The organism is Veillonella sp. 6_1_27, assembly GCF_000163735.1.
GTDB lineage: Bacteria > Bacillota > Negativicutes > Veillonellales > Veillonellaceae > Veillonella > Veillonella parvula_A.
In genome coordinates this window covers 417,340-435,145 of sequence record NZ_GG770215.1, presented here as the reverse complement: position 1 = coordinate 435,145, position 17,806 = coordinate 417,340, and the positions used below count along the sequence as shown (strand labels likewise).

The window sequence follows — 17,806 nt, the reverse complement described above, 5'->3', positions numbered from 1 at the left end:
ATGAGTTCCATGAAAGTTCGTTTTGCTCCAAGCCCTACGGGTCCATTCCATATTGGTGGTGCTCGTTCTGCTTTATTTAACTGGTTATTAGCACGTAAGGAAAAAGGCACATTTGTATTGCGCATTGAAGATACAGATTTAGCTCGTTCTACACGTGAAAGTGAAGAGAATATTAAAGCTTCCTTACAATGGCTTGGCATGAACTGGGATGAAGGCATTGATGTAGGTGGTAATAATGGTCCTTACCGTCAAACAGAACGTCTTGATTTATATAAAGAAGTAACACAACGTTTATTGGATGAAGGTAAAGCTTATGAGTGTTATTGCACACCTGAAGAGTTAGATGCGGTGCGTCAAGATCAAATGGATCGTGGGGAAACACCAAAATACAACGGTCATTGTGAACACTTAGATGAAGAGACAAAGGCTAAATATATTGCTGAAGGTCGTAAACCTACAATTCGTTTGCGTGTACCGTTGAATAAAACATACGCTTTTGATGATATGGTACGTGGGCATGTATCCTTTGAATCTAATGGCGTTGGTGATTTTGTAATTGTAAAATCTGATGGCATTCCTGTATATAACTTTGCTGTAGTAATGGACGATCATATGATGGGGATTACTCACGTTATTCGTGCAGAGGAACATCTATCCAATACACCTCGTCAAATGGCTATCTATGAAGCTCTTGGTTGGAAGGTCCCTAAGTTTGGTCATATTTCCTTGATTCTTGGTAAAGACTACAAGAAAATGTCTAAACGTCATGGTGCTACCTCTGTTGAACAATACAAACAATTAGGGTACTTGCCAGAAGCACTTGTAAACTTCTTGGCACTTCTTGGTTGGGCTCCTGAAGGTGAAGAAGAATTCTTCACACAAGATGAATTAATTCAGGCTTTCTCTATGGATCGGGTAGCGAAAAATCCTGCTGTGTTTGATATTGATAAATTGAACCATATAAATTTCCACTACATGAAGAATTTGAGCGATGAAGAATTATTCCACCTTTGTTTGCCGCATTTGAAAGAGGTTGGTTTAGCTCCAGATAGCTTGAATCAAGTTGATATTGATTGGTTGACATTATTATGCTCTACATTCCGTGATCATATTAGCTATGGTGCTCAAATCAAAGATCATGTAGGCTTGTTTATGGGCGAAACAGTATTCCTTGAAGAGGGGCATGAAGAGGAGTTGCGTGCTGTATTGAATGAAGAAACAGCTCCAACAGTTCTCGGCGCTTTCCGGAATGCATTGGCTGAACTTGATGAAATTACACCTGAAGTTGTAAAAGCAACAATCAAGGCCGTAATGAAAGAAACCTCTTTAAAAGGTAAATTCGTATTTATGCCAATCCGTGTAGCTTTAACAGGTCAAATGCATGGTCCGGATTTGAATAATATTGTCACATTACTTGGTAAAGAAAAGTGCTTACATCGTTTAGATAATGTAGGTGCATTAACAAAATAAATTTGATCAATTAATCAAAGGAGTTCACGTAACAAGTGTTATGTGAACTCCTTTTGTATGTGTTGTTAATATTCTATAGAAATGCTATAATAATCGGCGTATTAAATTTTGATTTATTATGAAAGCGAGTGTTTTTATGAGTGTTATTCGTTCTATTAATCACTTATTCAATAGTTATCTATCCTGGATAGTACTATTGATGGCTGTTTTAGCATATATGCTACCTGCAGTATTTTCTTGGATGACTCCATATATTGCTTACATGCTACAGTTTGTTATGTTTGCGATGGGGTTAACATTAACGGCTCAAGTCTTTATTGATGTATTTAAGCAACCAATGAAGGTTATTCTCGTATCCGTAATCCAATTCTTATGGATGCCATTGGCAGGTTTCTTAGTAGCCTTAGCATTTAATTTTCCTCCAGAAGTTGGGATTGGTTTTATCTTGTTGGGTGCATGTCCTGGTGGTACTGCTTCTAATGTAATGACCTTCCTTGCAAATGGTAATGTTCCCTTATCCGTATCAGCAACAACTGTATCCACATTATTGGCACCTATTTTAACGCCTTTATTTGTCGTATTATATGCAGGTGCAACATCTTCTATTGAAATTCAATTTATGCCAATGTTTATATCCATTGTAAAAATCGTGTTAGTACCAATTATTTTGGGGATTGTATTGAATTACTTTATTGGCGCAAAAATTGAACCTGTAAAATCTGTATGTCCAACCATTGCAGCTATCGCGGTATTGCTTATCTTGGCAGCTGTAACTGCAGTTAACCAAAAGCAAATTGCCGAAACTGGTTTCATTATTTTTGTAGCGTGTTTAGTACAAAATTTGAGTGGTTATGTTGTGACATACTTTATATGTAAAGCTCTCAGTATTGATGTGTCTTCTCGTCGTGCTATGCAAATTGAAGTGGCTATGCAAAATTCTGCATTATCCGTATCTTTAGCACTAAAACACTTTACACCACAAGCTGCGGTAGCAGGTGCAGTATTCTCCATCATTCATAACTTTACAGGATCTATTTTTGCAGGTATTTGCCGTAAACATGATGATCAAGATAAATTAGAAAATGCTTAATATTAATTGATTTGATGTAATGACATTATTATTACTTGTGTACTATAAAAGCTATTGTTATGAATGATAATAGTAATTTAATATTCTGATTATATATCCTCATCTTTCTAATTAAGCTATTTAAAATACCTATTATGATATGTGAATAGCTGCCTATGAAAGATGGGGATCTTTCTTGTAAATATTGACATTCTATAGCTTTATTGGTAAAATATTTTTATATATGAATATAGATTATTTTAATAGCTGAGACTGAAAGAAGTACTCTACAACTAACTTTTTAGCGAGAACCGATGGTGGGAGGGTTCATGGATAGGTAGATGAAATGCATTCACGAGCTGACACTCCGATTATAGGTAGGTTTGTCCGGCGACGCACCGTTATGCGATGAGTGGGTATCGCTATTGGTACCTAACAGAGTGGAACCGCGGACCATCGTCTCTGTATGAGATGAGAGGTCTTTTTTATTTTACAAAATTGGAGGCATCGGTAACGATGAGAGAAATTACTGTTTATAATACTATGACGCGCCAAAAAGAGGTTTTTAATCCTGTAACACCAGGTGAGGCAAAAATGTACGTATGTGGTGTCACACCATACAATCATCCTCATATTGGCAATGCTCGTCCTTTCGTGACTTGGGACGTAATTCGTCGCTATATGAAACATGTAGGCTATAAAGTAACATATGTACAAAACTTTACTGATGTGGATGATAAAATCATCAACACTTCTAATGGTGAAGGTGTCTCTTGGGATACCATTGCAAACCGTTATATCGATAGTTATTTTGAAGTAATGGATGTGTTAGGTGTACAACGTGCAGACATTTATCCACGTGTATCTACACATATTGATGATATCATTGCTATGATTCAAACATTGATTGACAAGGGCTACGCCTATGAACTCGATGGCGATGTATATTATAGTGTGGAGAAATTTGAACATTACGGTGAGTTATCTGGTCGTACATTAGACGATATGGAAGCAGGCGCACGTATTGAAGTAGATGGTCGTAAGAAGAATCCTATGGACTTTGCTTTGTGGAAAGCAGCAAAACATGGTGAACCTTATTGGGAAAGCCCATGGGGGAATGGTCGTCCAGGGTGGCACATTGAATGTTCTGCTATGAGCCAAAAATATTTAGGCACAGAATTTGACTTCCACGGTGGTGGTAGCGATTTGATTTTCCCTCATCATGAAAATGAAATTGCTCAATCAGAAGGTTGCTCTGGTCAACATCCAGCAGTGCGCTACTGGTTGCACAATGGTTTTATCACTATTAACTCTGAAAAAATGTCTAAGTCCTTGAATAATTTCTTCTTGGTAAAAGATATTTTAGAACAATATAGTCCTGATGCATTGCGTTACTTCTTATTGAGCACGCATTACCGTAGTCCATTAGACTTCTCTGATGAGCGTCTAGAAGAAGCTAATAAATCTTTGGAACGGTTAAGCACAGCTATTGAAAACCTTCTTTACCTTGAAAAATGTGAGCCAGGCTCATGTGATGAAGCTCAACGCTTATTAGAAAAAGCGAAAGCATACGAAGAAGAATTTGAGGATGCTATGAGTGATGATTTCAACACTGCTCTAGCAACTTCTAGTATGTTCGGTCTTGCAAAAGAAATTAATATCTACTATCAAGCTGTAACAAGTAGAGAAGGCGTTGTTTGCCAAGAGGCAATTGCTGAAGTGAAACGAATATTCAAATTTATGACAGATGTTATTGGTGTTCTCGAAAAAGCTTGGGAAGGCAACACGGGCGCCAATGCTGCTGAATACGAAGAATTAATGCAAGTTATTCTTTCTGTACGTCAAGCTTGTCGCGAACAGAAACAATGGGCATTAGCTGATTGTATCCGCGATCGATTAGCTGAGATTGGTATTACCATTGAGGACTCTCCTCAAGGTGCACGGTGGAAAAAACGTGAAGTTTAAACAATTTCAATTCTTAAAGAATGAAGCGATAAAAAAACTAACGGCTCTTGAAGAAGAGCCGCTTCGTTTGCGCAAACGAACAATAGAGGAGTGCTTAAGTGCTGATGCAGTTATGCTAGCATATATCGGTGATGCAGTATACTCCATGTATGTGCGTGAACGCGTGGTACAAATGAATATCACAAAGGTACAGGTATTGCATACAATTGTTACTGAATTTATTTGTGCTAAATCACAGGCAAAAGTATTGCTAGAAATAGAAGATGCTTTCACAGAAGAGGAACAAGCTATTGCACGCCGTGCTAGAAATAGTAATGTAAACGTGCCTAAAAGTAGTACTGTTCAAGAATATCGCAGTAGTACGGCCTTTGAAGCAGTACTAGGATTTCTTTATGAAACGCGCCAAGAAGACCGCTTACAGCATATCTTGGGGCAAGCCTTTTCTATAACTCTACGAGGTATGTAGTATGGATAATTATATTGTAGGTCGCAATGCGGTTAAAGAAGCCCTTAAAAGTGGCCGTTCTATTCAACGTATTCTGGTCAGTGAAGATAAGGTAAAAACAGGGTTAGCTGATATTGTAGGTCTTGCTAAATCTCAAGGAATTGAAGTTAGACCAACACCTATAAAACAAATGAATAAGTACGATTTGGAAGTACCTCATCAAGGTGTTATAGCTCTTGTATCGGCCGTTCAATTTAAGGAGTTGGGTGAGGTATTACAAGAAACGACTCATGAGGTTCCTTTGTTGATCTTAACGGATGGTGTTGAAGATCCACATAATATGGGAGCCATCATTCGTACAGCTGAATGTGTGGGAGCGACGGCTGTACTTATTCCTAAACGACATAATGCGCCCATTAATGCTACTGTTGCGAAGACCTCTGCTGGTGCTATTGAACAAATTCCACTTGTACAAGTTGGCAATGTAGCACAAACCATAAAACAACTTCAAAAACAAGGGTTTTGGGTGATGGGAGCCCACATGGAAGGTGACCGCACTTTGTACGAGGCTGACATGACAATTCCAACCGTTATCGTCATTGGTAATGAAGGTAAGGGGATTAGTCGCGTTGTAAAAGAAGCTTGTGATTTCCTTGTAACAATTCCTATGTATGGAAATTTGAATTCTTTGAATGCATCTGTTGCAGCTGCAGTTCTTATGTATGAGGCGGTACGTCAACGCCAGGCGAAATAATCATGCTAAAAGATATCTTAATTGTAGACGGCTATAATGTTATTTTTGCTTGGACTCATTTGAAGAAATTGGCTCATGAGTCCTTAGAACATGCGAGGATGGAGCTTCGAGATAGATTGTTGAACTATGGTAAATTTAAGGGTTACGAAGTAATCCTTGTATTTGATGGTAAGTATACAAAATCTGGAGGCTCCATTGAATCCATTACAAGTGGATTTATCGAAGTGTATACTGAGGATGGAGAAACGGCGGATTCCTTTATTGAACGAGAGGTATTTTTACGTAAAGGTAAATATACTAATGTATATGTTGTGACCTCCGATGGAGCAGAGCAAAATCAAATTCTAGGCTCTGGCGGGTTGCGTATTCCTGCTCGTGAGTTGCAAAATATGATTCGTATAGCTAAGGAAGAAGAACGACTTCAATATGCTCATGAACATAGACGTGATCAATTTTCAGTGAGTCGTAATGAAGTGGGAGGTTTATTATCTCCTGAAGTTGCTGAAAAGCTTGAGAAATTGCGTCGAGGTCATTGATAGTTGAAAATCATATACCGTTCCAGTATAATAAATATATTGGTTTTTCTCGCTCAATTGTAAGGAGGAGCTTATGAAAATGATTCATACACGCAAGTCCGATTACAATTTCAAGGAAATGACCGATGAGCAAGTTGTGGTCATAGCTCAGGAAGAGCAAAATGAGTTTGCAATCGATTATATTGTTAATAAATATAAGAACTTTGTAAGAGCTAAGGCTCGCTCCTATTTTTTGGTAGGTGCCGATCGAGAGGATATCATCCAAGAAGGGATGATTGGACTCTATAAGGCAACGCGAGATTTTAAACATGATAAATTAGCGTCTTTTAGAGCCTTTGCAGAACTTTGTATAACTAGACAAATTATTACAGCTATTAAATCGGCTACAAGACAAAAACATGCGCCTTTGAACTCCTATATATCCTTAAATAAACCGGTGTATACAGAGGACTCGGAGCGTACATTGATTGAAATGCTATCTTCATCAAAGATTACAAATCCTGAAGACCTCATTATCAGTCAAGAGGAACTAAATGATATTGAGCGCAATATTGGTCATATTTTAAGTGATCTCGAATGGGAAGTCTTGGAAGGATACCTTGATGGACGTTCCTATCAAGAAATGGCTGAGGTCACAGATCGTAGTGTTAAATCTATTGATAATGCACTACAAAGGGTAAAACGTAAATTAGAGAAGTATTTAGAACATCGTGTATTGAGCTCGCATCGAGCATCACAGGAAGGATGACAGTCGTGACAAATTTCTTAATGATTGTAGAAGTAATCGTATCTATTTTATTAATTGTAGTAGTTGTTGCACAAAATAGCAAAAATGCAGGCATGGGCGGTGCTGTTTCTGGTGCGGCAGACTCTTCTTTTGGTGGTAAGCAACGCGGTTTAGATGCTTTCTTATCTAAATGTACGATTATATTGGGGATTATCTTTGCTGTGTTGAGCTTAGTATTAGGGGCAATGATTAATCAATTCTAATGATGAAAGCCTGCTTTGCAGGCTTTTTCTTTTTTCATCCTAATAAGGGGGTGCAGACTTGAAGAAGAAGGTATTGGACTTTTATAAATCTATACAACCACATGCATACCATATTGAGGATGCAGCAATGGATAATCGTATTCGAGGTGGCAAAGATCTTGAAATGTTTATTCGATCTGCGAAAATGCTCGCCCGTGAAGGGGTATTAACTTCATCTCGACCAGATGTATACCGATATGAAGATCAACAGCATGAAGAATATGAAGGTATCTACAAAGGATGTCGTAAATCTTATGGATTTGTTATTATGCTGGATGATGAAGATATTTATGTAGCAGAACAAAATAAAGGAACTGCTATGCATAATGATAAGGTACGTGTTCGCATTGTACCATCAGATTATACTAAGCATAAACGTGAAGGCATCATCGTTGATGTTATTGAGCGTGCCAACGAAACTATTGTGGGTACTTACGATAGACAACAACATTTTGGCTTTGTTGTACCTGATGATGAACGCATTGGTACTGATGTTTTTGTGGACTTAAAAAATACTTTAGATGCTCGTAGTGGCGCTAAAGTTTTAGTAAAAATTACAAAATGGCCTGAAGGCAATAAAAAACCTGAAGGAATTATAACAGAAATTTTAGGTTATAAGGGGGATGTAGGCCTAGACATTAACTGTATTATGGCTAATCATAAGATTCCTTTTGCATTCCCTAAAGAGGTAATTGAGGCAAGTGAGAAGATAGATACTATTGTTCATGAAGATCCGAAGCGGTGGGATCTTAGAGACTTACAAATGGTAACTATCGATGGAGAAGATGCAAAAGATCTTGACGATGCTGTAAGTGGTCGTAAATTACCAAATGGTAATTATGAGCTAGGTGTACACATTGCGGATGTTAGTCATTATGTTACTTCAGGCCAGCCTATTGATAATGAAGCATACAAGCGGGGGACTTCAGTTTACTTAGTGGACCGCGTAGTACCAATGTTACCAGAGGTATTATCGAATGGTATTTGTAGTTTAAATGCACATGAGGACCGCTATGCTATGACGTGCATGATGGAGATTGATGATTCGGGTACAGTTGTTAATTATCGTATTCGTCCGTCTATTATCCACGTAGGACGTCGTTGTAGCTATAAGGAAGTTTATAAAGCGCTTGAAGAAAATATCATTCCTGACGATTTAGTAGATTTTATACCTATGCTTCGCGATTTAGCAGAGATTTCAAAGATTTTAAATCGGATGCGTCGTCGTAGAGGGGCATTAGACTTTGATTTTCCTGAGTATAAGGTATTACTTGACCTCGACGGTACGCCGTTGCGTATTGTAAAACGCGACCGAACTATGGCAGAGCGACTTATCGAAGAATGTATGCTCATTGCCAATGAAACAGTGGCTACACATTTAGAGCATACACACCGTACATCGGTATATCGTATTCATGAGAATCCTAGTGAGGAAAAACTAGATTTATTCCAAAAGGTGCTTAATTATTTAGGTCAAAACCTAGTTCTAAGTACTGATGGTGTGACACCACGAGATTTCCAAAAAATCTTAGATGTAGTAAAAGGGCAAGATATTGAGCAAGTAGCTCAAATTATGACCTTGCGTTCCATGCAGCAAGCTAAATATAGTACCAACAATGTGGGTCATTTTGGCTTGGCATCTACATGTTATACGCATTTCACATCTCCTATTAGACGATATCCTGACTTAATGGTTCACCGCCTTTTAAAAGCAGATATGCATTGGAAAAATGGTTATTCTAAACGGGATGTAGAGGAAGCATTCTTAGCTGGAGCTGTTGAACATTCTTCTATACAGGAGCAAGTAGCTACTGAGACCGAACGAGACACAGTAGATCTTAAAAAGACTCAATACATGGTTCCATTTGTAGGGGAAGTCTTCGAGGGAACTATTTCTAGTATTACATCCTTTGGGATGTTTATAGAATTAGAAAACGGTATCGATGGCCTTGTGCATATGAGCATGATGAACGATGATTACTATTTCTTCGATGAAGAACATTTTGTGCTTGTAGGCAAGAGAACAGGTAAAACCTATCATTTAGGTGAAAAGGTAACTGTTACATTAGTAAAAGCCGATGTAGAAAAGAAACAAATCGACTTTGTACTAGGTGAAGTCAATAATCTAATGGCTATACAAGAACAATTGCGCAATGGTTCTGACTATGCAACTAGTCGCGATAGCTTTGGTAGTCGTAAAGATCGTAAATCTTCAGGCAAATCCAGTAAAAAATCTTCACGACGTGATAGTAATAAATCTGGTCATTCTAGATACGATGCTTTCAGTAAAAAATCTAGTAAAGGTAAATCAAGTCGTAAGAAGTCTACTAAAACGACTAAGCGTAGTCAATCTAAGAAATCTAAAAGTAAACGTAAACGATAGAGGTATATATGGCAAAACAATCTAGTCCATCTCTTATTGCTGACAATCGTAAGGCCCGTCATGATTTTAATATTCATGAAACTTATGAAGCAGGCATTGCTTTGACAGGTACTGAAATTAAATCTATACGCCAAGGTAAACTGAACTTAAAGGATAGCTTTTGTCGTATTGATAAAGGCGAGCTTTTGTTGTATGGCGTTCATATCAGCCCATATGAACAGGGAAATCGCTTTAATCATGAACCCGAACGGACCCGCAAATTGTTGATGCATAAATCTGAAATTAATAAATTGCATGCTCAAGTTAAGGAGAAAGGGTTCTCTTTGGTGCCGCTTAATTTCCATTTTAGCCATGGCTATGTGAAGGTTACAGTAGGCCTTGTAACTGGTAAGAAGTTATACGATAAACGTCAAGATATGGCAGAACGTGATGCTAAGCGAGATATTGCAAAGCGTCTAAAAGAGCAACAAAAATATTAAGATAAAAAGATCGAGTCATTTGACTCGGTCTTTTTTTTTGTGATATTTGTCAACTTATCTTGTATTTTTAGTTGATAAATATGTATATTGAAATTATAATGTAAACAAAGGGTCGTGTTTGTGGTTGACATTTTCTAAGTAGAGGAGAAACATCATGAATCAGAACATTCGGTACATTACAGAGGTTGCTATTTTAACGGCTATGATTACAGTATTAGGGGCAATTAAAATACCTAATATTATTCCTGGCATAGAGTTTCAACTGTCTGCGCCGTTAGCAGTAGCTATATGTGCGGTATTTGGGTTCAAAAAGTATATTATTAGTGGATGTTTATCTAGTTTGATTGGATTAGCATTAGGGACACAATCTATTCTTAATGTTATGATTGCCATGCAATTCCGCCTCATCGTAGGTCTTATTCTTTGGATGTGTCAAAACCATATGATTGGCATCATGATTTCTGGGCCAATTGCATCTGCTTTGGCGCGACTATCTTTGTCTTTATATATTGGAAAGGCTGCATTGCCAATGATTGCCCTAGCAGTTCCTGGAATGATCTTTACGGTAATTATGGCACCAGTGTTTGTGAAAGTATTCCGTAAAATTCACAACCAAGTACCTCAAACAAATATGATTAAAGGTAAGGTGTCATAATGGACGAATTATATAGTGTACGCATGCGTGCTGCTCAAGGTGGTCCCCATGAAAAAGGGGGCCACCATATTTCTGGGGCAGAGCGGATTGTGAAGTTAGAAGAAGTAGGGGCTATAGCTCAATCGTTAGCTGATCGCGCACTGCATCACAGTAAAGGAAGAGCTGATTTTATCAATATTACTGTAGATTTAATCCCACCGGAGAAGATTACATATATTGACTGTCTTAAGGTAGAGGAACATAAAACTAGTAGTATTTCTGAATCCCATCAATTGGCGACTGAGCTTTTACAAGGTCCTCATATTAGTGAGGCAGCTGTTCTTAAAGCTATATCTTTGTTAAAAAGTTTAGATAAATCTATGCGCGGCGCTATGTTAGTGGATGCCATTACTGGCGAGCGCTTAGATACAGGTGACCGCGGAGTACGTGTTAGTCATATGGACTCCTTTGACTCTTATGCATTAGGTGATAATGAACATATGAGAGAGGCTTTAGTATTAGCTTCAAAGGTTCAATCAGCAGATGGTATTGTGGGCGAATTATGTTGGTCTGATGATCCAGACTATACAGTAGGTTATGTTGCTTGTAATGGTGTATACCATCGCCTTCCTAATATGAAAGAATTTGGTTCAGATATAGGGGGCCGCGTTTTCTTTGTACGGTCTGATATAGATAGTGAAAGTGTAATTGAGTATTTGGAGCGTACTCCAGTACTTGTTCAACGGAGATAGAATGTACAAATTTTTTAAAGAACAATTAGATTCTAAGATAGAGAACCATAATTTACGAACCTTAAGAGAATACTGTCCTCTAGATGCAGTGCGAGTAAAACGAGATGATAAAGAATATTTAATGATGGCTTCAAATAATTATTTGGGCTTAACTTTTGATACTCGTGTCATAGAAGGGGCCCTGAAAGGGGCTCAACAATATGGAACAGGATCTGGTGGATCGCGCCTTGTATCTGGTACATTTCCATTATTTACAGAGCTCGAAAGGTCATTAGCTAAATTTAAGAATACTGAAAAAGCCCTTGTATTTAATACCGGTTATATGGCCAATGTAGGAACTATTTCTGCCGTAGCTGATAAGAATACTATTATTTTTAGTGATGCTCTTAATCATGCTAGTATTATTGATGGTTGTAGATTAAGTCGAGGTACTGTAAAAACATATAGCCACTGTGATATAGACGAGTTAAAGTATCTGTTAAAACAGGTAGATCGAAACACTCGAAAGCTTATAGTTACTGATGGCGTATTTAGTATGGATGGGGATATTGCACCACTAGATAAACTGTATGAATTAAGCCGTGATTACAATGCATTGCTCATGGTTGACGATGCCCATGCAACGGGAACTATTGGTAATGGTCATGGTACAGCGGCCTATTTTGGACTTGAAAAAGAAGTAGACATACAACTTGGTACATTGAGTAAATCTCTAGGCTCTGTTGGTGGTTATGTAGCTGCAAATAGTACTATCATAGATTATCTCGTTAATACGAGCCGCAGTTTTATATTCTCTACCGCATTATCTCCTGCTGATATAGGGGCGGCCTTAGCTGCATTACAGGTTCTTGAGACAGATGCATCTGTTTTAGCGCGTTTACATGAAAATGTAAACTATATGGCAGATCAATTGATTTCTATGGGAATTGATGCTACTAATGAAACGCCAATTTTCCCAATACTAATAGGGCGTAATGAAGATACACTTGCCGTATCTGATTATCTATATGAGGATGGCATTATAGGCACCGCTATTCGTCCGCCTACAGTACCTATTGGTGAAAGTAGAATTAGACTAACGGTGACTGCTGCGCATAATAAAGAACAAATAGATTATGTGTGCCAATCACTGCAAAATGCTATGAAACAGTTATAATCATGATAATAGATAATATATCCTCTGAAGACAGGGATAAAAGAATCCTTGGATTGGTAAAATTGTCAAATTTAGATAAGTTGAGAAGGTTAAGAGTAGTGAATATACCGAATTGGTGAAGGTTTCATATAATTGACAGTAATACTAAATAGGCTTATAATTATGAGACCGACACACGGGGATGTAAAGGTTTCGACAGGGGTGCGTGTGGTATAGATAGCGAGTCGGCGTTCCATGAGGCCGTTAAACGGTGGGAAAACATTTAAACGCAGAAGAAAATTTTGCATTAGCTGCATAAGCTACGTCCCTCATACTTGTGCCTACCAAGTGTGAATGGACGTCAAACCGTAGGCTGGCTTAATTCAGTTGTTCATATGAATTAGGCGAGACAACATGAACTGGGGTTGTGTAGCTTGTCTGTGAGCGGTAGCAACCTGAGATCTAAATCATAGACTGTGCTCGGAGAAGTCTATATGGCAACACTTCTGGACAGGGGTTCGACTCCCCTCATCTCCACCATATTGAATATATATGCTAGTAGTATAGAATGCTAAATAATGGTTCTATGCTTCTAGAATTTTTTTGTACACAAAAAAATATAAAAGTCAATAATTTTTATCGGTTTGATTGTGCACAATGAATATGAATTAAATCAGATTTTATCTATGTTTTATAAAGGTGGAAGGGTATCGAAAAAATTGACTTTGTCTATAGAATCCTGTAAAATATATATAGATATTTATGTAATTATGACACATAGATGATTAGTTTCGTGTAAAGGAGTACAGATAATGAAGTTCCGTTATTCCCGTATGTTAGCGGCTCTCGTTGTATCCGCTGTAATGGTTGCTGGTTGTGGCAGTAATCAACAGCAAGCAGGCGACGTGAGTGTCAATGCATACAAAATTACTGCAAGTGATGCACAGGTAAACCAAACCTATGCTGGTACAGTAGTTGCAGAAAACTCTGTAGCTGTACATGCTCGTGTAACCGGTTACGTAGTTGAAAAATATGTTAAAGGCGGGGAGCAAGTTGTTGCTGGCCAGCCATTATATCGTATCGATTCTCGTCAATACGAAGCTAGTCTTGCTAATGCAGAAGCACAAGCTGCTCAAGCTAATGCGACTTATAAAAATGCTGAAGTAGATCTTAATCGTTATGAAACATTGGCTCAACAAGATGCGATTGCGCAGCAACGTGTAGATACGCAACGCAGTACTACAGAACAAGCTAAAGCAGCATATGAAGCATACCAAGCATCTGTAAAGATTGCTCAAGATAACTTGGGTGACACAATGGTATATGCACCATATTCCGGTACATTACGTATGGATGATATTGATATGGGTGCATTTGTACAAGCTGGTTCTACAACATTAGTTACAATTGACTCCATTGATCCTATCTTTGTTGAGTTTAGTATGACTGAACAAGAATATCTTGACTTCATGAAAAATCCAACTGGCGATGATTCCAATGGTCCAAACATTCAATTAAAACTTGCAGACGGTGAAACATATAATCAACCGGGTTCTATTGTTCAAGCAGCAAAAAGTCTTGATCAATCAACAGGTAAGCTTGTGTTGAAAGCATCTTTCCCAAATCCTGATCATTTGTTATTGCCAAATATGTTTGCTACAGTGATTTCTCCTGGTCAAAAACTTAAAGATGCTATTCTTGTTCCTAGTCGTGCCATTCTTCAAATCATGGATAAAAACTTTATCTATGTTGTAAATGCTGATGGTGTAGTAGAACAAAAAAGTGTTGAAGTTGGCGGTACAAGTGGTAGCGATACAATTATTAAAGCCGGTTTAGCACCTGGAGACACAATCATCGTTGATGGCTTAACTAAGGTTAAAAACGGTGTGAAGGTTAATGCTAAATTGCTTTCAAAAGAACAATTAAAAGCTACAAAATAGAAGGGGGCTAGATCGTGTCGAAATTCTTTATTAATCGACCTATCTTTGCCATTGTAATAGCCATTGTTATTACCTTGGTAGGTCTCATTTCTATGATGAACCTTCCGATAGCTCGATATCCACAAATTTCTCCACCTACAGTTCGTGTAAACACTGCCTATACAGGTGCAACGGCTCAAGTTGTTAATGATACGGTAGCCAGTGTTATTGAAACACAAATCGTAGGCGTACAAGATATGGACTATATGACATCTAGTAGCTCTAGTAATGGTAGTTACTCTTTGACTGTTCAGTTCAATCAAGGCACAGATGCCGATATGGATACGGTTAATACACAAAACCGTGTACAAGCAGCACTTGCTCAATTACCTGCAGAGGTACAAGCAGTTGGTGTTACAACTACTAAATCTTCTGGTGATATGGCTATGGTATTTTCCTTGAACTCACCTGATGGTACTTATGATTCTACATTCTTAAAGAACTATAGTACCAACTATATGATGGATGCTATTAAAGCCATTAAGGGTGTCGGTTCTGTACAAGAGTTCGGTTCTGATTATGCTATGCGCATTTGGTTAGATCCAGCGAAGATGCAAAATCTTGGTGTTACCATTTCTGAAGTAACAGCAGCTATTAAGGGACAAAACTTACAGGCTGCTGCAGGTACAGTTGGTCAAAATCCTACTAATGGGGAACAAGCATTTCAATACCCTATCAAAATTGAAGGTCGTCTTGTAACACCTGAACAATTTGGTAATATTGCTATTAAAAGCTCTAATGGTAAGGTATTGCATCTAAAAGATGTTGCTCGCATTCAAATTGGTGCTAAAGGATATGACTTTATTGCTAAGTCCGCACATAAAGAGGTAGCAGGTTTTGCTATTTCCTTACAAAATGATGCGAATGCATTAGAAACTATTGCGAATGTTAAGAAGGTACTAGATGAACAATCTAAATCTTTCCCACCAGATATGCAATATAACGTAGTTGTAGATAATACTAAATTCGTAAGTGCTTCCATTAAAGAGGTAGAGCATACATTTGTAGAAGCATTGTTACTCGTTCTTATCGTAGTATATGTGTTCCTACAATCTTGGCGATCTACGATCATTCCTATGATTGCTGTTCCAGTATCCTTGCTAGGTACATTTGGTGCTTTCGTATTACTTGATTTCTCTATCAATACGTTAACATTATTCGCCATGGTATTGGCTATCGGCCTCGTTGTTGACGATGCTATCGTAGTAGTAGAAGCGGTAGAGTATGAATTAAAATATAATGGCTTACCTCCGAAAGAGGCGGCTATTAAAGCGATGGAAAATGTACAAGGCCCTGTAATTGGTATCGCCTTTGTATTGGTAGCTGTATTCGTACCAGTTGCCTTCATGGGTGGTATGACAGGTATTCTTTACAAACAGTTTGCATTAACAATCGCTGTATCTGTTGTTATTTCTGCGATTGTTGCCCTTGTATTAACACCAGCACTATGTGCTACGATGTTAAAACCTCACACACCTAAAGAGCGTGAAGATTGGGTACATCGTCAGTTAAATAAATTCAATGCAGGCCTAGAACGTTTCAGCAATTGGTATGGTATCCAATTGGCTCGTTTAAGCCATCGTTTGAGCTTAACCGTTATTGCATTGCTTATCTTTGCGGGGGGAACAGGCTTAGTATTCCACTTCTTGCCTACATCCTTTGTACCTGCAGAGGATAGCGGTTATTACATGATTGCTGTTAATGAGCCGCCAGGTTCCACATCTGAGCGTACGATGGCGACCCTTGAAAAAATTGCCTCTTTCTTGGAAGGTAAAAATGATCCTGAAAAGCCAAAAGATGAGCAATTATTCCAAGAAGTATTTACAGTAGCAGGCTTTGACCTCTTAGGTGGTGGTCAAAAATCAAGTGCAGGTGTAATCTTTGCTACTATGTCTGACTGGAAGTATCGTACAACACAAGCAACATCAATTAATGCCATGGTTGGTCAAACATTTGGCTTTGCTGCTGAAAAGGTACCAGAAGCAACTGTAATTGCTATGAACCCACCATCTATTCCTGGTCTAGGTTCTACAGGTGGTTTCAGCATGTACCTCATTAACAAAGCTGGTGACAGCCCACAAGTTATGGCGGAACGTGCTAATGAATTCTTAGCAGAAGCTCGTAAGAGTCCAGCAATTCGATCTATTTACACTACATTTGATACATCTACACCATCCTTACAATTTGATGTGAATCGTGAAAAAGCGGCTCAAGATGGCGTGGCATTAGCTGATATCTTTACTACATTGCAAGGTTTCTATGGTAGTATTCAAGTCAATGACTTTACTACATATGGTAAAAACTATAAAGTAGTAGTTCAAGCTGAAGACGCTTACCGTCAAAATGCGGAACAGCTTAATATGCTAGCTGTTCGTAATAGCAAGGGCCTTATGGTTCCAGTTTCTAACTATATTACGAAAGAACAAACAGGTACACCGTCTAGTATTACTCGTTTTGATAATGCGATGGCTGTACAAATCGGTGGTTCTCAAGCGAATGGTTACTCCTCTGGTGATGCGATTAATGCATTGAAAGAGGCGGCAGCTAAAACATTACCAGCCGGTTATACATATGACTGGGCAGGTCAATCTCGTGAAGAGTTGAAAGCTGGTTCTCAAACCATCATGATTCTTGGTTTAGGTCTAGTATTTGTATTCTTAATTTTGGCTGCCTTGTATGAATCTTGGAAGGTACCATTTGCCGTATTGTTCTCCGTACCATCTGGTATGATTGGTGCTTCTTTAGTTCCATTCTTGTTGAACTTTACAGGCAGATATTCCTTAGCTAATGATATTTACATGCAGATTGGTCTCTTAACCCTTGTTGGTTTGGCTGCCAAAAATGCGATTTTGATTATTGAGTACGCTAAGATCCGTGTTGACGAACGTGGTATGAACGTTGTTGATGCCGCTATCGAAGCTGCAAAAATTCGTTTACGTCCAATTTTGATGACATCCTTTGCGTTTATCCTTGGTGTATTGCCATTGGCAGTATCTACTGGTGCTGGTTCTGGTGCTCGTACATCCATGGGTATTACTGTAGTAGCAGGGATGACAACAGCAACATTGTTTGGTATCTTTATCATTCCAATGCTGTTCATCATCATTGAAACACTTGGGCCTGGTTTGTTTACAAACCGCAAAAAAAATCACGACTAATCATTTACATTAGATAAT

15 protein-coding genes, 1 other RNA gene and 1 other annotated feature are annotated in these 17,806 nt (G+C 38.3%); all 16 genes read left to right on the top strand.

Features of this window, described 5'->3' with window-relative positions; genetic code table 11:
• A complete protein-coding gene (gene gltX / locus HMPREF0874_RS02040) occupies positions 1-1,470 on the top strand; it encodes a glutamate--tRNA ligase (protein WP_008601075.1) in 1,470 nt (489 codons plus the stop codon).
• Between the two features lie 136 nt (positions 1,471-1,606).
• Positions 1,607-2,560 (top strand): bile acid:sodium symporter family protein, encoded by a 954-nt coding sequence (locus tag HMPREF0874_RS02035; protein WP_230949586.1) that lies wholly within the window; start codon positions 1,607-1,609, stop codon positions 2,558-2,560.
• Positions 2,561-2,799: 239 nt separating this feature from the next.
• Positions 2,800-3,006, top strand: a binding site (T-box leader).
• A gap of 49 nt (positions 3,007-3,055) precedes the next feature.
• Positions 3,056-4,504, top strand: coding sequence for a cysteine--tRNA ligase (cysS, locus tag HMPREF0874_RS02030; protein WP_008601072.1), 1,449 nt, complete (start codon positions 3,056-3,058; stop codon positions 4,502-4,504).
• On the top strand, positions 4,494-4,970 hold the full coding sequence (locus HMPREF0874_RS02025) for a Mini-ribonuclease 3 (RefSeq protein WP_008601070.1): 477 nt from the start codon (positions 4,494-4,496) through the stop codon (positions 4,968-4,970). Before cysS ends, HMPREF0874_RS02025 begins: the two co-directional genes overlap by 11 nt.
• 1 nt (position 4,971) lies before the next feature.
• On the top strand, positions 4,972-5,703 hold the full coding sequence (gene rlmB / locus HMPREF0874_RS02020) for a 23S rRNA (guanosine(2251)-2'-O)-methyltransferase RlmB (RefSeq protein ID WP_008601068.1): 732 nt from the start codon (positions 4,972-4,974) through the stop codon (positions 5,701-5,703).
• A gap of 2 nt (positions 5,704-5,705) precedes the next feature.
• On the top strand, positions 5,706-6,239 hold the full coding sequence (locus HMPREF0874_RS02015; protein ID WP_008601066.1) for an NYN domain-containing protein: 534 nt from the start codon (positions 5,706-5,708) through the stop codon (positions 6,237-6,239).
• Positions 6,240-6,312: 73 nt separating this feature from the next.
• Positions 6,313-6,987: an RNA polymerase sporulation sigma factor SigH gene (gene sigH / locus HMPREF0874_RS02010; RefSeq protein WP_008601064.1), complete on the top strand. Its 675-nt coding sequence runs from the start codon at positions 6,313-6,315 to the stop codon at positions 6,985-6,987.
• A 5-nt stretch (positions 6,988-6,992) separates the two neighbouring features.
• Positions 6,993-7,229 carry a preprotein translocase subunit SecG gene (gene secG / locus HMPREF0874_RS02005; RefSeq protein ID WP_004695991.1) on the top strand — a complete coding sequence of 79 codons (237 nt, stop codon included), beginning with the start codon at positions 6,993-6,995 and terminating at the stop codon, positions 7,227-7,229.
• Between the two features lie 58 nt (positions 7,230-7,287).
• Complete coding sequence (rnr, locus tag HMPREF0874_RS02000) at positions 7,288-9,651, top strand: ribonuclease R (protein WP_008601061.1); 2,364 nt, start codon at positions 7,288-7,290, stop codon at positions 9,649-9,651.
• Between the two features lie 8 nt (positions 9,652-9,659).
• Positions 9,660-10,130 carry an SsrA-binding protein SmpB gene (smpB, locus tag HMPREF0874_RS01995; protein ID WP_004697155.1) on the top strand — a complete coding sequence of 157 codons (471 nt, stop codon included), beginning with the start codon at positions 9,660-9,662 and terminating at the stop codon, positions 10,128-10,130.
• Between the two features lie 154 nt (positions 10,131-10,284).
• Entirely contained in the window at positions 10,285-10,785 is a 501-nt protein-coding gene (locus tag HMPREF0874_RS01990) for a hypothetical protein (RefSeq protein WP_008601058.1), read from the top strand.
• Entirely contained in the window at positions 10,785-11,516 is a 732-nt protein-coding gene (locus HMPREF0874_RS01985) for a 6-carboxyhexanoate--CoA ligase (protein ID WP_039964970.1), read from the top strand. Before HMPREF0874_RS01990 ends, HMPREF0874_RS01985 begins: the two co-directional genes overlap by 1 nt.
• Before the next feature lies 1 nt (position 11,517).
• Complete coding sequence (gene bioF / locus HMPREF0874_RS01980; RefSeq protein ID WP_004697385.1) at positions 11,518-12,672, top strand: 8-amino-7-oxononanoate synthase; 1,155 nt, start codon at positions 11,518-11,520, stop codon at positions 12,670-12,672.
• Between the two features lie 177 nt (positions 12,673-12,849).
• Positions 12,850-13,191: a transfer-messenger RNA gene (ssrA, locus tag HMPREF0874_RS09895) on the top strand.
• Positions 13,192-13,463: 272 nt separating this feature from the next.
• Positions 13,464-14,591 (top strand): efflux RND transporter periplasmic adaptor subunit, encoded by a 1,128-nt coding sequence (locus HMPREF0874_RS01975; RefSeq protein WP_008601056.1) that lies wholly within the window; start codon positions 13,464-13,466, stop codon positions 14,589-14,591.
• Positions 14,592-14,605: 14 nt separating this feature from the next.
• Positions 14,606-17,788 (top strand): efflux RND transporter permease subunit, encoded by a 3,183-nt coding sequence (locus tag HMPREF0874_RS01970; protein ID WP_008601054.1) that lies wholly within the window; start codon positions 14,606-14,608, stop codon positions 17,786-17,788.
• Positions 17,789-17,806 lie beyond the last annotated feature (18 nt).